Annotated in this window: 10 protein-coding genes; 4 read left to right on the top strand and 6 right to left on the bottom strand. The window is 66.3% G+C overall.

Features of this window, described 5'->3' with window-relative positions; genetic code table 11:
• Positions 1 to 118: 118 nt before the first annotated feature.
• Positions 119 to 2,863 (bottom strand): [protein-PII] uridylyltransferase, encoded by a 2,745-nt coding sequence (locus tag QBJ92_RS02615; protein ID WP_277968145.1) that lies wholly within the window; start codon positions 2,861 to 2,863, stop codon positions 119 to 121.
• Between the two features lie 121 nt (positions 2,864 to 2,984).
• Between QBJ92_RS02615 and QBJ92_RS02610 the strand changes: the two genes are divergently transcribed.
• Positions 2,985 to 3,668 carry a GNAT family N-acetyltransferase gene (locus QBJ92_RS02610; RefSeq protein WP_277968127.1) on the top strand — a complete coding sequence of 228 codons (684 nt, stop codon included), beginning with the start codon at positions 2,985 to 2,987 and terminating at the stop codon, positions 3,666 to 3,668.
• Positions 3,669 to 3,910: 242 nt separating this feature from the next.
• Here QBJ92_RS02610 and mutS read toward each other — a convergent pair whose 3' ends face one another.
• Both mutS and QBJ92_RS02600 read right to left on the bottom strand, forming a co-directional pair.
• A complete protein-coding gene (gene mutS / locus QBJ92_RS02605) occupies positions 3,911 to 6,484 on the bottom strand; it encodes a DNA mismatch repair protein MutS (protein ID WP_277968144.1) in 2,574 nt (857 codons plus the stop codon).
• A 124-nt stretch (positions 6,485 to 6,608) separates the two neighbouring features.
• Positions 6,609 to 7,373 (bottom strand): helix-turn-helix domain-containing protein, encoded by a 765-nt coding sequence (locus QBJ92_RS02600; protein ID WP_277968126.1) that lies wholly within the window; start codon positions 7,371 to 7,373, stop codon positions 6,609 to 6,611.
• Between the two features lie 324 nt (positions 7,374 to 7,697).
• On the opposite strand from QBJ92_RS02600, the gene QBJ92_RS02595 reads away from it, so the two are divergent.
• Together QBJ92_RS02595 and QBJ92_RS02590 are read left to right on the top strand one after the other, a co-directional pair.
• The gene (locus QBJ92_RS02595; RefSeq protein WP_277968125.1) at positions 7,698 to 9,956 is read left to right on the top strand and encodes an NADP-dependent malic enzyme; all 2,259 of its coding nucleotides are present in this window, start codon (positions 7,698 to 7,700) and stop codon (positions 9,954 to 9,956) included.
• A 178-nt stretch (positions 9,957 to 10,134) separates the two neighbouring features.
• Positions 10,135 to 10,758: a retropepsin-like aspartic protease family protein gene (locus QBJ92_RS02590; RefSeq protein WP_277968143.1), complete on the top strand. Its 624-nt coding sequence runs from the start codon at positions 10,135 to 10,137 to the stop codon at positions 10,756 to 10,758.
• Positions 10,759 to 10,776: 18 nt separating this feature from the next.
• On the opposite strand, the gene QBJ92_RS02585 is transcribed toward QBJ92_RS02590, so the two are convergent.
• From QBJ92_RS02585 to gpmA, 3 genes are all read right to left on the bottom strand, one after another.
• Complete coding sequence (locus QBJ92_RS02585; RefSeq protein ID WP_277968124.1) at positions 10,777 to 11,844, bottom strand: 5-(carboxyamino)imidazole ribonucleotide synthase; 1,068 nt, start codon at positions 11,842 to 11,844, stop codon at positions 10,777 to 10,779.
• Between the two features lie 76 nt (positions 11,845 to 11,920).
• Entirely contained in the window at positions 11,921 to 12,400 is a 480-nt protein-coding gene (purE, locus tag QBJ92_RS02580) for a 5-(carboxyamino)imidazole ribonucleotide mutase (RefSeq protein ID WP_277968142.1), read from the bottom strand.
• Between the two features lie 432 nt (positions 12,401 to 12,832).
• Positions 12,833 to 13,519 (bottom strand): 2,3-diphosphoglycerate-dependent phosphoglycerate mutase, encoded by a 687-nt coding sequence (gpmA, locus tag QBJ92_RS02575; RefSeq protein WP_277968123.1) that lies wholly within the window; start codon positions 13,517 to 13,519, stop codon positions 12,833 to 12,835.
• A gap of 894 nt (positions 13,520 to 14,413) precedes the next feature.
• On the opposite strand from gpmA, the gene QBJ92_RS02570 reads away from it, so the two are divergent.
• Entirely contained in the window at positions 14,414 to 16,267 is a 1,854-nt protein-coding gene (locus QBJ92_RS02570; RefSeq protein ID WP_277968122.1) for a methyl-accepting chemotaxis protein, read from the top strand.
• The last annotated feature ends 89 nt before the right edge of the window (positions 16,268 to 16,356 follow it).

Genomic DNA, 16,356 nt, shown 5'->3' with positions numbered 1-16,356 from the left:
TGACCGGTGCGACTGCGTCCCCCCTCCCGTTCGTTTCGAGCGACGTCGAGAAGCCCCGCACCTGCGCAGTCTTCTCGACCTCGCTCGAAACGAACGGGGCGGGTGGGATCGCAGGCGCCTAAGCCGCCTCGACGATCCGCTCCCCCGCGGCCGCGCCCAGCAGCCGCCGCTCGATCGTCCGCAACCGGCTCCCGACGCCGATCTTCTCCCCCGTCAGATCGGTCAGGTAGAACGTGTCCACAGCGCGTTCGCCGTAGGTGGCGACATGCGCCGAATGGATCGTCACCTTCGACTGGAACAGCGCATGCGCCAGTTGGTGCAGCAACGCGGGCCGGTCGCGCGCATTCACTTCGATCACGGTGAAGCGGTTCGACGCCTTGTTGTCGATCAGCACGTTCGGCGCGATCGGGAAAGCCTCTGCGCGGGTGCGCGGCAGCGGCTTCGCCAGCAGCCGGTCGACCAGTTTCACGCGGTTGGCGAGCGCATCCTCGATCGCTTTCTTGAGCCGCACGAGCTGCCCCGCCTCGTCGAACGGGCGGCCGACCGGATCCTGCACGAGGAAATTATCCAGCGCCATGCCGTCGCGCGTGGTGTGGATCCGCGCATCGATGATGTTTCCACCCGCAATGCTGATCGCCCCCGCAATCCGGTAGAACAGCCCGGGATGATCCGCCGCATACACCGTGACGAGCGTCGCGCCGCGTTCGGGGTAAACCCGCGCGGCGATCGACAAGGCAGTTTCGCCCGCCTGCGCGATCAGCGTGGCGTTGTCGGCGATCACGTCCTCGGGCTCGGCGACCCAGTAAGGCTCGGGCAATTTGGCGACCAGCGTGGCGAACGTCGCGGCGTCCCACCCCAGCACGTCGCGCAAGGCGGCCTGTTTGGTCGCGACTCGCTCGGTCCGGCCCTTCTGCTTGTGGCCGAGCCGCAGCACTTCCTCGGCCGATTCGTACAGGTCGGCGAGCAACTGCCGCTTCCAGCCGTTCCACACCCCCGGCCCGACCGCACGGATATCGACGACCGTCAGCACGAGCAGCAGGCGCAGCCGCTCGGGGCTTTGCACCACGGCGGTAAAGTCGAGGATCGTCTTGAAGTCCGACAGGTCGCGCTTGAACGCGGTCGCCGACATCAGCAGATGCCACCGCACCAGCCAGGCGACCGTCTCGGTTTCCGCGGGGTTGAGCCCCAGCCGCGGGGCGAGCCGCTCGGCGACTTCGGCGCCGAGCACCGAATGGTCGCCGCCACGCCCCTTGGCGATGTCGTGGCACAGCACCGCGACGTACAATGTCCGCCGCGACACGATCTGCTTGAACAGCGCCGAACACAACGGATGGTCCGCATCGAGGTCGCCGCGCTCGATCCGCGCGAGCAGGCCGACCGCGCGGATCGTATGTTCGTCGACGGTGTAGTGGTGGTACATGTCGAATTGCATCTGCGCGACGACACGGCCGAAATCGGGAACGAAGCGACCGAACACCCCCGTCTCGTTCATCCACCGCAGCACCGTCTCGGGGTCGCGGCGGCTGGTCAGCACGTCGAGGAACAGCGTGTTCGCGGTCGGGTCTTGCCGGATGTCGTCGACCAGCTTCGCGTCGCGCGCGGCGGCGCGCATCGCGAGCGGGTGGATCTCGAGCTTGTGCTTGTCCGCCAGCGCGAACAGCTCGATCAGCCGCACCGGCTTCTCTGCGAGAAAATCGTCCGCCGGCAGCGCGAGCCGCCCGCGCACCAGCGTGAAACCGTTGAGCTTGCGCGGCGAGCGTCGCAGCACCGGGAAACCAAAGCGCCGCCCACGCGCCGCGAACTTCTCGTCGAGATGCGCGAGGAACACCCCCGTCAGGTCGCCCGCGGTGCGCGCCTGGAGGAAGTAATAATGCATGAACCGCTCGACCTTGGATTTGCCAGGTCGATCGGCGAAGCGCATCCGTTCGGCAATCTCGCGCTGCAGGTCGAAGGTCAGCCGGTCCTCGGCACGGTTCGAGATGGCGTGGAGATGACACCGCACCGCCCACAGGAAATTCTCCGCGCGGTGGAACTGGCGATATTCGTCGCGGCTGAGCAGCCCGGCCTCGACCAGCTCGCCCGGCTCGGTGACGTTATACGCGTACTTCCCGATCCAGAAGAGCGTGTGGAGATCGCGCAGCCCGCCCTTCGCCTCCTTGACGTTGGGCTCGACGACATAGCGCGTGTCGCCCATCTTGTGGTGGCGTACGTCGCGCTCGGCGAGCTTGTCGGCGATGAACTGGCGTGCGGTGTCGGCCTGGACTTCCGCCTTGAAGCGGCGCGCGGCCTCGTCGTACAGCGCCTGGTCGCCCCACACGTAGCGCGCCTCGAGCAACGCGGTGCGGATCGTCACGTCGCCCTTCGCCTGCCGCACCATCTCGTCGAGCGAGCGGCTGCTGTGGCCGATCTTCAGCCCCATGTCCCACAGCGTGTAGAGCATCGCCTCGATCACCTGCTCGGCCCAGGGCGGTTGCTTGCCGGGGGTCAGGAAACCGACGTCGATGTCCGAATAGGGCGCCATCTCGCCGCGACCATAACCGCCGACCGCGATGACTGTGATGCGTTCGCCGGTGGTCGGGTTGGGGTTGGGATAGATCCGCTGGACCATGAAATCGTAGATCAGCCGCAGCAACTGATCGACCAGGAACGCCTGCGCCGCCGCCGCTTCCAGCCCGCGCGAGGGATGTTCGTTCAGCCGCCGCCCGATCTCGGCGCGTCCGGCATCGAGCGCCTGTTTGAGCAAGGCAAACGCCCCGGCACGCAGCGTGCTGGCGTCCCCTTCCAGCGCGGCGAGCGCATCGGCGAGGGTGCGGCGGTCGATGATCGAACGGCGCTGCGGGAGGGATTCGAAACGCGGAGGCATTCCCGGGTGATAGGGGGTGCCGCGGCGCACGTCACGCGGGTTGAACACGCGTGCGGGCTCCGATGCGTTTGGCGGCAATCCGCGGGATGCGTCCCGCTGCGCTTGATGCTCTAACCCTGCCATGACCAACACCGCCTCACCGCTCGACCGCCCGATCTGGCACAGCCTGACGGGACGCCACGCCGCCCTCGCCATTGGCGATGCGCTTGCCGTGCGGTTCCGACCCGAGGTCAACCTGTTCGGCGCGGCGGTGGACGCGTCTCCGGCGGCGTGTGCGGCGCTGGCCGCGCTGATCGAGGAGGGCGGGACGCTCGGGGTGCTCGAGGCGGAATCGGTGCCGCCGCTCCCCGGGACGGTCGTGGTGTCGGAGCGTCGGATCGACCAGATGGTCGCGACCCGGCTGAACCGCGCGGCGCGCGGGGTCGATATGGTGCCGCTGGGGGATGTTGATGCGGACGAAATGCTCGCGCTCGCGACGCTGACCGCGCCGGGACCGTTCTTCGGGAGCACGCATCGGCAAGGCGGCTATGTCGGCGTGCGCCGCCACGGGCGGCTGGTCGCGATGGCGGGGGAGCGGATGAAGGTAGCGGGGTTCAGCGAGATCAGCGCGGTGTGCACGCATCCCGACCATCGCGGACAGGGCTTCGCGCGCGCACTGATGGAAGCGGTGCTCGCACCGCTGCTGGAGCGCGGGGAGGGGGTGTTCCTGCACACCTATCCGGACAATCCGGCGGTGGCGCTCTACCGCGCGCTCGGGTTCGCGGTGCGGCGGCAGATGACCTATACGGTGGTCGCGCGGGGGTGAGTTCCGGCCCGGCGCATCCCCCGATCCGTCCTTCCCGCGAAGGCGTGCGTTCTGCGAAATAGGCAACCGGTGGTTTGATCGTCACCCGCGCCCCAAAAGCTGCCGTCATGCTGAACGCGTTTCAGCATCCACCGCGCAACAGGCCCAGTCCGGACTCGTGGAGGGCTGGATCCTGAAACACGTTCAGGATGACGGAAGGGGAGGGCGCGCCCCTTCCTCCGCTCGGGAGCGGTCCGAAAACCCTACCCCCGCGCCAGCCCCTTCAACCGGTACAGCGTCTCCAACGCCTCGCGCGGCGTCAGCGCGTCCACATCCAGCGCCTCCACCTCGGCGCGGATCGCGTCGCATTCCTCTTCCTCCGCCTCGATCGCTGCGGCGAACAGCGGCAGGTCATCCAGCCCCGCCGCCAGCCCACCGGTCTTGGCGCGCCCCGCCTCCAGCTTCGCCAGCACCGCCTTGGCGCGTGCGATCGTCACCGGCGGCAACCCCGCGAGCCGCGCCACCGCCAGCCCGTAGGACCGATCCGCCGGCCCCTCGGACACCTCGTGCAACAGCACCAGCTCGCCCTTCCATTCGCGCGCACGGACATGGTGGAGCGTCAGCGCCTCGCACCGTTCCGCCAGCCGCGTCAGCTCGTGATAATGCGTTGCGAACAGGCAGCGGCAGCGATTGTCGTCATGGATCGCCTCGACCACCGCCCAGGCGATCGCGAGCCCGTCATAGGTGGAGGTGCCGCGCCCGACCTCGTCCAGGATCACGAAGCTGCGCGGAGTCGCCTGCGCAAGGATCGCGGCGGTCTCGACCATCTCGACCATGAAGGTCGAGCGACCGCGCGCGAGATTGTCCGACGCGCCGACCCGGCTGAACAGCCGATCGACCAGCCCGAGCGTCGCGGCAGTCGCGGGAACGAAGCTCCCCGCCTGCGCCAGCACCGCGATCGCGGCGTTCTGGCGCAGGAAGGTCGACTTGCCGCCCATGTTCGGCCCGGTGACGAGCCACAGCCGCGAATCCTCCGACAGGCGGCAGTCGTTCGCGACGAAGCGTTCGCCGCGTTTCGCCAGCGCATCCTCGACCACCGGGTGCCGCCCGCCGACGATGTCGAAACAGGCGTGGTCGACCAGCTCGGGCCGCGCCCAGCCGCCTTCGCACCCACGCTCAGCCAGCGCTGCAGCAACGTCGAGCCGCGCGAGCGCGTCCGCTGTGGCAGCAATCGCCTCGCGCCGGTCGAGCGCGGCGGCGACCAGATCCTCGAGATGCGCCGCCTCGGCAGCCAACGCATGCGCGCCCGCCTGCGTCACCTTTGCCGCGACCTCGTGGAGTTCGGGCGCATTGAAGCGCACCGCACCCGCCATCGTCTGGCGGTGGATGAACCCGCTGTCGGGCTTCATCAGCCCGTCCGCAGACCGCGCGGGGACTTCGATATGATAACCAAGCACGCCGTTATGCCGGATCTTGAGCTGCGCCACCCCAGTCCGCGCGCGGAAATCCGCCTCGAGCGCGGCGATCGCGCGCCGTCCGCCCGCGCCCGCATCGCGCAGGTCATCGAGCGCGGCGTCATAGCCTGCCGCGATATAGCCGCCGTCCGATGCATCGATCGGCGGGGATGGGACCAGCGCGCGCGTCAGCAGGTCGATCAGCGCACCATGTCCGCGCAGGCGGGGCGCGAGGTCGGTCAGCAGCGCAGGCGGCGTGGCAATCCCGTCGAGCCGCTCGCCAAGCCGCCACGCGCCATCGAGCCCGTCGCGCAACTGCCCAAGATCGCGCGGGGAACCCCGCCCCGCCGCAAGCCGCCCGAGCGCGCGCCCGATATCCGCCATGCTCCGCAGCGTCCCCCGCAGCGACTCCCGCAATCCCCCGTCATTGCTCAGCAAGGCGACCAAATCGAGCCGCGCCTCGATCGGTCCGCGTGCCATCAACGGCGCGCCGATATCCGCACCGAGCAAGCGCGCGCCCGCCGCGGTCACGGTCCGGTCGATCGAATCGAGCAGGCTGCCCTTGCGCGCACCGGTGGTGGTCTGGGTCAGTTCCAAGCTTTCGCGCGTCGCCGCGTCGATCGCCATATGCTGCGCGCTCGCGCCAAGCCGGGGCGGGCGGAGGAACGGCATCGCGCCCTTGGCGGTATGGTCGAGATAGGCGACCAGCCCGCCCGCCGCCGACAGCGCCGCACGGTCGAACTGCCCGAACCCGTCGAGCGTCGCGACCGCGTAGAGCGCCTTCAGCCGCGCCTCGCCGCGCGCGCTGTCGAACTCCGCACGCGGGCGCTGCATCGTCGCCAGCTCGGCAAAATCGCTCGCATCGGACGTGATCGTCTCGGCGGGGCCAAGCCGCGCGAGTTCGGCGGTGATTCCGGCGGTATCGCATGCGATCAGCTCGAACCGCCCGGTCGAGATATCGGCGGCGGCGATCGCCACCGCGCCGCCCGCCTCGCCGATCGCGACGCACCAATTGGCGCTGCGCGCGTCGAGCAACGCTTCCTCGGTCAACGTGCCCGCGGTGACGACCCGCACGATCGCGCGCGAAACCAGCGTCTTGCCGCTGCGCTTCTTGGCCTCGGCGGGGCTTTCGGTCTGCTCGGCGATCGCGACGCGGTGCCCCGCCTTGATCAGCCGCGCGAGATAGCCGTCGGCGGCATGGACCGGCACGCCGCACATCGGGATCGGCACGCCGTGATGCTCGCCGCGCGCGGTCAGCGCGATGTCGAGGCAAGCGGCGGCGATCTTGGCATCGTCGAAGAACAGTTCGAAGAAATCGCCCATCCGGTAGAACAGCAGGCAATCCGCCGCCTCCGCCTTGAGCGCGAGATATTGCGCCATCATCGGCGTGGGAGCGGCGGCAGTCGGGGCAGGGGCGGGGGAAGCGGATGGCATCGCCGCTGGGTAGCGAAGATTCCCCCGCCCGTCATCGGGCAGATGCTGCCCGATGGTCTGGCGGGCTACCCAATCAGCGAATGAAGTAGCCGGCAACGCGCAAGCCGGCCTGTTCGCGCGCGAGGATGACGGTTTCGACCGCCTCGGGCTTGGTCGCGAAGCGCGTCTTGAACTGAAGGACCTGATAGTCGCCGTCCGGCACGCCCGGCAGCGTCTTCGTCTCCACCGCGCTTTGCAGGACGCGCGACGACACCCGCCCCAGCGGTTGCCGGACGGACTGGATCGTCGCGGTCCATTGCGCCGTGGGAAGGTTGGTCTGGAACAGGATGCCCGCGGCGTTCCAGCTGGACTCCCACTGACCCGTATCGACCAGTTCGAGCCAGGCGCGCGCGATCGACGCGGCCTTCGTTTCGGCAGGCTTCTGGAGGGTCGTCGCGGCATTCCGCGGGGATGGCGGTCCGGCGCGGTCGGTCCCGGCCATCATCGAGAGAGCAACCGCTGCGATGAGAAGCGACATGATGAGCATTCCTCCGGTAAGCCACGCAATGCCGTATCCCGATGATCGGCGTGGTGCGGGCGCCTCGGTCCCTGGCGCCGGAACCGCGGCCTCAGCACCCCCGATTTCCTTGGCCCCGAAGATATCGGGAGCCCCCGGCTCGGTTGCGGCAAGGCGTCTCGCCGCTTCGCGGCTGCTCGTCGCGCCCATCTTGCGCCGCGCATCCCGCAGTCGGTCATTGACGGTATGCAACGACAGCCCGAGCAGGTTGGCAATCGACTTGGCATCGTGCCCCACCAGAAGCAGCCGCAGTGCCTCCTTCTCCCGCTCGCTCAAAATCATGTGGTCCCCCCTTCGCTGCCTTGCCGCCGGGAGGTCCGATTCACCCCCATGTCCTACACGCAGCGCCCCCGCTATCATCCGCATCGGTCTTTTACAGATTTGCTCCATCTTTCCTCGCCGGGACAATGCCGGACACAAAAGCGAAAGCAACGTCGTCTTCGTGACGCCACCCGACGCATTCTGCAGCATTCCGGCGTTGGGTGGGCACAGGATCGACGCAATCCGGTGCTATTCTGCGGCGTTCGGCGGTCGTAGCGACGACTAGGGGCGTTCCCATTCGGGCAAAGTCTGCTTAAGGCAAGCGCATCCAGGAGTGCGCGCCTCATGTCCAAAGAATCCAACGTCCAGTTTTCCGAGCGCGAGGCGCTGTTGTTCCACTCGGAAGGACGCCCCGGCAAGATCGAGATCATCGCGTCTAAGCCCATGGCAACGCAGCGCGATCTCGCTCTGGCCTATTCCCCCGGCGTGGCCGTCCCGGTACTGGCGATCGCCGCCGATCCTTCCTGCGCCTATGATTATACGGCCAAAGGCAATCTCGTCGCGGTCATCTCCAACGGGACCGCGATCCTCGGCCTCGGCAATCTCGGCGCGCTCGCATCCAAGCCGGTGATGGAGGGCAAAGCGGTCCTTTTCAAACGCTTCGCCGACGTCGACGCGATCGACATCGAGTTGAAGACCGAGGACCCCGACCGGCTGATCGACGCGATCGAGCTGATGGAGCCGAGCTTCGGCGGGATCAACCTCGAAGATATCAAGTCGCCCGAATGCTTTATCATCGAGCAGTCGCTGCGCGCGAAGATGAACATCCCGGTGTTCCACGACGACCAGCACGGCACCGCGATCATCTGCGCGGCGGGCCTGATCAACGCGCTGTTCCTCACCGGGCGCGACATCAAGACCACCAAGGTCGTGATGAACGGCGCGGGTGCCGCCGCAATCGCCTGCGCCGAGCTGATCAAGACGATGGGCCTGCCGAGCGACCATCTGACGATGATCGACCTGGGTGGGGTGATCTACCAGGGTCGCGACGACATCAACCAGTGGCAGTCGGCGCATGCCGTCAACACGACCAAGCGGACGCGCGCCGAAGCGCTCGACGGTGCCGACGTCTTCATCGGGGTTTCGGCGGCGGGTGCGCTGCCAGCGCACGAGCTGATGAAGATGGCGCCCAAGCCGATCATTTTCGCGATGGCCAATCCCACCCCCGAGATCACGCCGCCCGAAGCAAAAGCGGCGCGGCCCGATGCGATCATCGCCACCGGGCGCTCGGATTTCCCCAATCAGGTCAACAACGTCCTGTGCTTCCCGTTCATCTTCCGCGGCGCGCTCGACGTGCGCGCGACGACGATCAACGACGAGATGAAGATCGCCGCCGCGCGCGCGCTGGCGGCGCTCGCGCGGCAGCAGGTGCCCGAGGAGGTCGCGCTGGCTTACGGCGTCCACCACACCTTCGGCCCCGAATATATCATCCCGACGCCGTTCGATCCGCGGCTGATGGAGATCATCCCGGTCGCGGTCGCCAAGGCGGCGATGGATTCGGGTGTTGCGACCAAGCCGATCCTCGACCTCGACGCCTACCGCGAGAAGTTGAAGGCGCGGCTCAACCCGACCACCTCGGTGCTGACGCTCGCCTATGAGGGCGCGAAGGCGCACCCCAAGCGCGTGTTGTTCGCCGAGGGCGAAGAGGAAGTCGTGCTGCGCGCGGCGATCGCATTCAAGGACGGCGGTTACGGCACGCCGGTGCTGGTCGGGCGTGACGACGTGCCGGACCGGCTGCGGTCGCTCGGCGTCGCCGATCCCGACAGCTACGAATTGCATAACAGCCGCAACTCGCCGCTCGTCCCGCGCATGGTCGATTTCCTGTACCAGCGGCTCCAGCGGCGCGGGTATCTGCGCCGCGATTGCGAGCGGATGATCAACCAGGATCGCAACATCTTCGGCGCGGTGCTGCTCCAGCTCGGTGAAGCGGATGCGATGATCACCGGCATCACGCGCACCTATGCGCACACGATGCGCGAGATCCGCCGCGTGATCGATCCGGCCGAGGGGCGTATCCCGTTCGGGATCCACCTGATGGTCGGGCAGAGCCATACCGTGTTCATGGCGGATACGACGATCAACGAGCGGCCGTCCGCCGAGGAACTCGCCGACATCGCCGAACAGACCGCGCTGGTCGCCCGCCGCATGGGGCATGAGCCGCGGGTCGCGTTCCTCAGCTATTCGACCTTCGGTAACCCCGAGGGCAATTGGCTCGAGAACATCCGCGCTGCGGTCGGCGTGCTCGACGGGCGGCAGGTCGGGTTCGAATATGAGGGCGAAATGGCCCCCGACGTCGCGCTCAACCCCAAGCAGCTTGCCAACTACCCGTTCGCGCGCCTGTCGGGGCCGGCCAACGTGCTGATCATGCCGGGCCTACAGTCCGCCAACATCTCGGCTAAGCTGCTGCGCGAACTTGGCGGCGACGCGGTGATCGGGCCGATGCTGGTCGGTATGGAGAAGTCGGTCCAGATCGCGCCGATGACCTCGACCGCGAGCGAACTGGTGACGCTGGCGGTGCTGGCAGCGGGCGGCATCGCGCGGTGATCCGCGGACACGCGGTGGGCCTACCCCCCGCGTGTCCGGATCAAGGGATTGTGTGGGAGCATGAAACCGCGGCGAAGGGCCCCAGGTTGCTGCCCGACGAGACGGAATGTGCGCCCGGTGTCCGGCGAGCGTGAGCGACCAGTCTTTTAATCACCTGCCGGCGCCTTATCTTGCGATCGTGAGTGCTGTTCCCGACCTCGGCGGTCATACGTCGCTGTACCTGTTGATCGCCGCCGTGGTTGTGGTGATGTTGATAGCGCGGCGCGTGCCGTTCATCGGTCGATTGCTGTCGTTCGGGTTGACCGCGGGGGCGATCGTGCTGGTGCTGGTGATCCTGTCCGAGCGCGCGCAATTCGACCCGATGTTCGCGCGGATGGCGCAGCGGTTCCAGATGGGGCAGCAACAGGCGGTCGGCGGCGAAACGCATGTCCGCATGTCCCCCGACGGGCATTTCTGGGTGCGCGTCAGGATCGGCGATTATGAGAAACGGATGCTGGTCGACAGCGGCGCGACCGTCACCGCGCTGAGCGCGGACACCGCCGCCGCCGCCGGAATCAAACCGCGCGATGCGATGGTGCCGGTGATGATGCAGACCGCCAACGGCACGATCGCGGCGCAGACCGCGACCATCGCGGAATTGCGGATCGGCAACGTCGTCGCGCGCGACGTGCCGGTGGTGGTGTCGCCCGCCTTCGGCGACATGAACGTCGTCGGGATGAACTTTCTCTCCCGCCTCAAATCCTGGCGCGTCGAGGATGGCGTGCTCATCCTCCAGCCGCATCACCCGCAGCAGGTGCGCTGAGCGGTTCCGCGCCGCGCGCTACCGCCCCAGCCGGGTAACATGCCCCATCTTGCGCCCGGGTCGCGTTTCCTTGCCGTACAGGTGCAGGTGCGCGCCCGGTTCCGCCAGGATTTCCGCCCAGCGGTCGGCATCATGCCCGATCAGGTTTTCCATCTCGACCCGCGGCGCTCGCAACGCGGTATCGCCCAGCGGCAGGCCGCAGATCGCGCGAATGTGGTTCTCAAATTGCGAACAGGCCGCACCCTCGATCGTCCAATGCCCCGAATTATGGACGCGCGGCGCCATTTCGTTGAACACCGGGCCATCCGGCGACGCGAAGAATTCGCACGCCAGCACACCGACATAATCGAGCCGGTCGGCGATCCGCCCGGCCAGCGCCGCCGCCTCGCCCCATTGCGACGCGATCTCGGCGGGCGCGGGCAGCGTCGACCGCGCGAGGATCCCGTCGCTGTGCTCGTTCCATGGCGGCGGATAGCTCACCATCTGCCCGTCACCGCGGCGTACCAGCAGGATCGAGAATTCGTGGCTGAACGTGACGAACCCCTCGAGGATCGCCGGACGCTGCCCGATCGCCGCCCATGCAGCGGCGACATCGGCCGGATCGGTGATCCGCACCTGACCCTTGCCGTCATACCCCATCCGCAGCGTCTTGAGGATCGCGGGCGTCCCGATCCGCGCCACCGCCGCCTCGAGTTCTTCGAGCGTTTCCACCTTTGCCCAGGGGGCGGTCCGCCCGCCGATGTCGGCGACGAACGCCTTCTCCGCCGCGCGGTCCTGCGCGATGCCGAGCGCGGACGGGGCGGGGTGGACCGGCACCTTGGCCGCAAGATACGCGACCGGATCGAGCGCGATGTTCTCGAACTCATAAGTGATCACATCGGCCGATGCGGCGAACGCGTCGAGCACGATGCGGCTGTGATAATCCGCGCGGGTAAAGCTCGATGCGGTCTGCGCGGCGACCGCTTCCTCGTCGGGCGCGAGGATGCGGACATGATAGCCCAGTTGCGCCGCCGCCACCGCGAGCATGCGCCCGAGTTGCCCGCCGCCGAGGATGCCGATCGTCGATCCGGGGGGAAGGGGGGTCATGCCGTAAGGTCCGTTCGGGAGGGGAGAGGCGGGAAGGCGTCGCGCAGTCCGGATGCGGACAGCGGGAGGCGTCGCATTATTCCGGGTCGGTCGCGACGCTTTCGGTCTGTGCCGCGCGCCACGCCTGCAATCGCGCAGACAGTTCGGCGTCCGAAAGCGCAAGGATCGCGGCGGCGAGCAGCGCCGCATTCTTTGCGCCCGCCTTGCCGATCGCCAGCGTGCCGACCGGGATCCCCGCCGGCATCTGGACGATCGAATACAGGCTGTCGACGCCCTTGAGCGCCTTGCTCTCGACGGGCACGCCCAGCACCGGTAAATGCGTCAGCGCCGCCGCCATGCCGGGCAGATGGGCCGCGCCCCCAGCGCCGGCGACGATCACCTTGATCCCGCGCTCCGCCGCGCCTCCGGCATAGTCGTACAACCGCTTGGGGGTGCGGTGCGCGGAGACGACCTTGGCTTCATGCGAAATCTGCAATTCGGTCAGGAGATCGGCGGCATGGCGCATCGTCTCCCAATCCGAGGTGCTGCCCATGATGATGCCGACCGAGGGTTCCATCGCTCGGCGGTAGCGGGGGGCCGCATGAAGAGCAACCGTCTCCATGGGCGAGGGGACCGTTGGGCCCGGAACAATTCTAGGCGAGACACGTTTTATCAACGCTCTGGACCCGGGTATTGGGTCCGGTTCGTCGATTTTCAGGTCGCGTGCCAGACCAGTGTAACCGCCCAGCGGGGATATCGACGAATACAGCGAGTAGAAGCGTTGGCGTGTGGTTGCCAAAGGCGTAGCGCGTAATTCGGCCGTGCGGGAGGTCTCTCCGCATGCGGTGATAGCCAGTTGTTGTAGCGTTTGTATTGCTGTCAACGGATCCCGGCACATTATCGGGACGGCGCGAATTGGCCAGTCGAGACGGAGCGAACGGACGCGTTCCAACCGTCGGTTGGCCCGGCGAGAGCCACCCCGAACCCGTTCGGGGTGGCGTCGTTCGTCTTAGCGTTCGTTCAGGTAATACCGGTCGGTCGCGTTCAGGCCATCGTCGAGTTCGTAGACGATTGGCTGACCGGTGGGAATTTCGAGCGTGGTGATCTCATCATCCGGAATGCCCGACAGATGCTTGACCAGCGCGCGCAGCGAATTGCCGTGCGCCGAAATCAACACGCGCTGCCCGTCCTTCAGCGCCGGCACGATCCGTTCCTCCCAATAGGGCAGGACGCGTGCGATCGTGTCTTTCAGGCTTTCGGTCGCCGGAATATCGGTTCCTGCATAGCGGCGGTCCTGCGACAGGTCATAGGCGCTGCCCGCTTCCATCGGCGGCGGCGGCACGTCGAAGCTGCGGCGCCAGATATGGACCTGCGCTTCGCCGTGCTTCTCCGCGGTCTCCGCCTTGTTGAGCCCGGTCAGCCCGCCATAATGCCGCTCGTTGAGCCGCCAGTCCTTCTCCACCGGCAACCACAGCCGGTGCATCTCTTCGAGCGCCAGATTGAGCGTCTTGATCGCGCGGGTCTGCAGCGAGGTGAAACACTGGTCGAAATCGAGCCCCTTCTCCGCCATCAACCGACCTGCCGCGCGCGCTTCCTCGATCCCCTTTTCGGTCACGTCGATGTCCCACCATCCGGTGAAGCGGTTCTCGAGGTTCCAGCTGGACTGGCCGTGGCGGATCAGGACGAGCGTTGGCATATGCGATGGTCTCCTTCCCCGACGGACGGCCGGGGACCCAGTTGCGCGCCGGGGTTATCGCTTGGGGTCGCTTCGATCAACCGTTGTGGCAACTCGGGCCGAGCACGGTCGTGCGGTTTAGACGAGGCGGCCTCGCTCCGACTTCGATGCCCGGCGGTTCGCGGCGTAAAGGCGGCTTCTGAGATACCGCGAAGGGATCCGTCACCCGAGCATCACCGTGGTCCCGCAAGATCCTATAAATAAATATTCAGTTACCGTTGTCTCTCTGACAGCTTGTTTTTGCTTGTGAAAACTCTCTCCTACGCGTGCGCTTAGCAAACGTTTGCAGAGCCGAGGAACATCTCTGCTGAACCCTATCCTATACTTATTGATGAAGGGGAGCGCGTTAGGACATCGTCCAAGCGACATGCTCGGACGGATCAATGTCGATACTACGCGTTTGTTGGGTCTTGTTGGCCGTCAACACCTCGTCGGCTTGGTCGGCGATCGAGATACCAACCTCATACGCGGCCGTCGCCTCGGCTCAGAATGGGATCACCGGCCACGATGTGGATGCTTCCGCTTCCCGGAGCGGCGATAGAACCATTCTGATGTGGGGCAACTGGAACCCGATCAAGACGTCGCACCATTTCGTTCATGTTGACGGTTGGTTTTGACGAACGCTTCTCCTGTGGTCGGAGAACGCTGCGCCCGGTGGCGAACGTGGGCAACCGTCTCAACGATACCACGGTCCTCCGATTTCCGCCGCTCGTCCGCGCGCGCGGAGATCGCGGTCGCGGTGTCGAACTGGGCGGCGTGGCGGCCCGACCCCGACCGTCCCTTTACCAACGCGCGGTCTGATCACGGGACGACGGTCACCGTACGCGCCCAAATCGTTCTCTAAGGAAACCAAGCATGTCATTAATCGGTCAACTGAAGCTTTCCGGAAAACTCATTGCGGCATTTGCCGCGGTCATCCTCGTGGTGATCCTGTCCGGCGCCTATACGTATGTGAGCTTGACCAAAGTCGCGGTCATTTCAGAATCCAATGCGAACAACATTCACCTTGCTCAGGAAGGCGAGGCAATGCTGGGCGCGATCATCCAGCAGGAGAACGCGCTGCGGGGGTACGCGATGCTCGGTCGGGACGAGCTTCTTGTCGAATATCGGCAGAATATCGCCGCGTTCGAGATTGCTGCGAAGAGTTTCGAAAATGGCCATCCGTTGGCGGATCAAAGCGATCGTCTGAAAGAGTTGCGCGCGGAAGTCGACGATCTCAACAACAAGCGTTTCGCCGAGTTGATCACGCTCGCGCAGGATCCGGCGACGCGCAGCCGTGCTCAGGAAATTTCCGGGCTCAAGCAGCTTCCCAAGGTCCGTGCGATCAGCGCCGCCCTTCGGGATCGCCAGCAGGCCATCATCGCCCAGCAGCGCGTTGAAATGATGGATGCAAAAAACGATGCGATAATGGCGGTGGCGCTTGGCGCGTTGGGCGCCGTGGTCGTCGCTGGATTGATGGCCTGGTCGCTGGCGCGCGCGATCGTCCGTCCGCTCGTTGGCATGACGGGAACGATGACACGCCTTGCTGACGGGGATACGAACGTTGCCGTTGCTGGAACCGAGCGCGCTGATGAAATCGGAGAGATGGCGAAGGCCTTGCTCGTTTTCCGCGAGAACGCCCGCGCGAAGCAGATCGCGGACGCAGCTGCCGCGAAGGCGGTCGAAGAACAGGCGTTCGTGACGAACATGATCTCGGAAAATCTGGACCGCGTCGCCACGGGCGACCTTGCGGTGGAGATCAAAGCCGAATTCCCGCCTGCCTATGCGGCTTTGCGCGCCAACTTCAATCAGGCGATCGCCAGCTTGCGCGAATTGATCGGCTCGGTGATCGAATCGACCAGTGCAATTCGCACGGGTTCATCCGAAATCGCGCAGGCCTCGGAAGATCTGGCTCGCCGCACGGAAGGGAATGCCGCGAGCCTGGAGGAGACGTCTGCCGCCATCACAGAAATGGACCAGCGCTTGAAGGCGACGGCCGACTCCGCGCAATTGACGCTCGAGCGGGCCGATGGCGCGATCAATACGGTCTCGGGTGGTCGCGGAATTGCCGACGAGGCGGTTCAGGCGATGACGCGTGTTTCGGAGAGCGCGAAGGGCATCGACAGCGTCATCGAAGGGCTCGACAAGATTGCGTTCCAGACGCGCGTCCTGGCGATGAACGCCGCGGTCGAAGCTGGACGGGCGGGGGATTCCGGACGTGGCTTTGCGGTGGTTGCGGATCTGGTCTCGGCGCTTGCGATGCGGGCAGAGGAGGAAGCGGGACGCGCGCGGGACCAGTTGACCGCGACCCAAACCGACATCGGAGCGGCCGTCAGCATGGTTCAACGGGTCGACGGTGCGTTGGCCAATATCAGTGGTGGGGTCAGCGAGGTGCATACGCTGCTTACCAGCATGGCGAGCGACAACAGAGCCCAGGCCTTGGCGGTAACCGAGATTTCCGCGGCGGTTGCGTCGATGGATCAGGCGACACAGCAGAATGCCGCCATGGTCGAGCAAACATCGGCCGCAGCCCGCAGCTTGAACACCGAAGTGAATCATCTCGCCGAGAAGGCGCAGCAGTTCAGCATCGATGGCGGCGCGCGCGGCGCAGTCAAGCCGCGGAGTTTCGTGCCGGTGGCGCCAAAATCGGCGAATCATCGGGCTTCGGGCGGCAATGCCACCATCGTCGCGAAGCTTGCAAAAAGCGGCGACGATTGGGCGAGCTTTTAAGCCGAGGCGGCGCCTGGAACAAGAACCAGGCTGCTGTGACCTACAGGGGGGCGAGCACGTAGAGGAACGGGCGCTCCTGTAGAAACACC

The organism is Sphingomonas echinoides, from assembly GCF_029623395.1.
Taxonomy (GTDB): domain Bacteria; phylum Pseudomonadota; class Alphaproteobacteria; order Sphingomonadales; family Sphingomonadaceae; genus Sphingomonas; species Sphingomonas echinoides_A.
The sequence above is the reverse complement of the archived record's forward strand: the minus strand, read 5'-3'. Positions and strand labels throughout refer to the sequence as shown.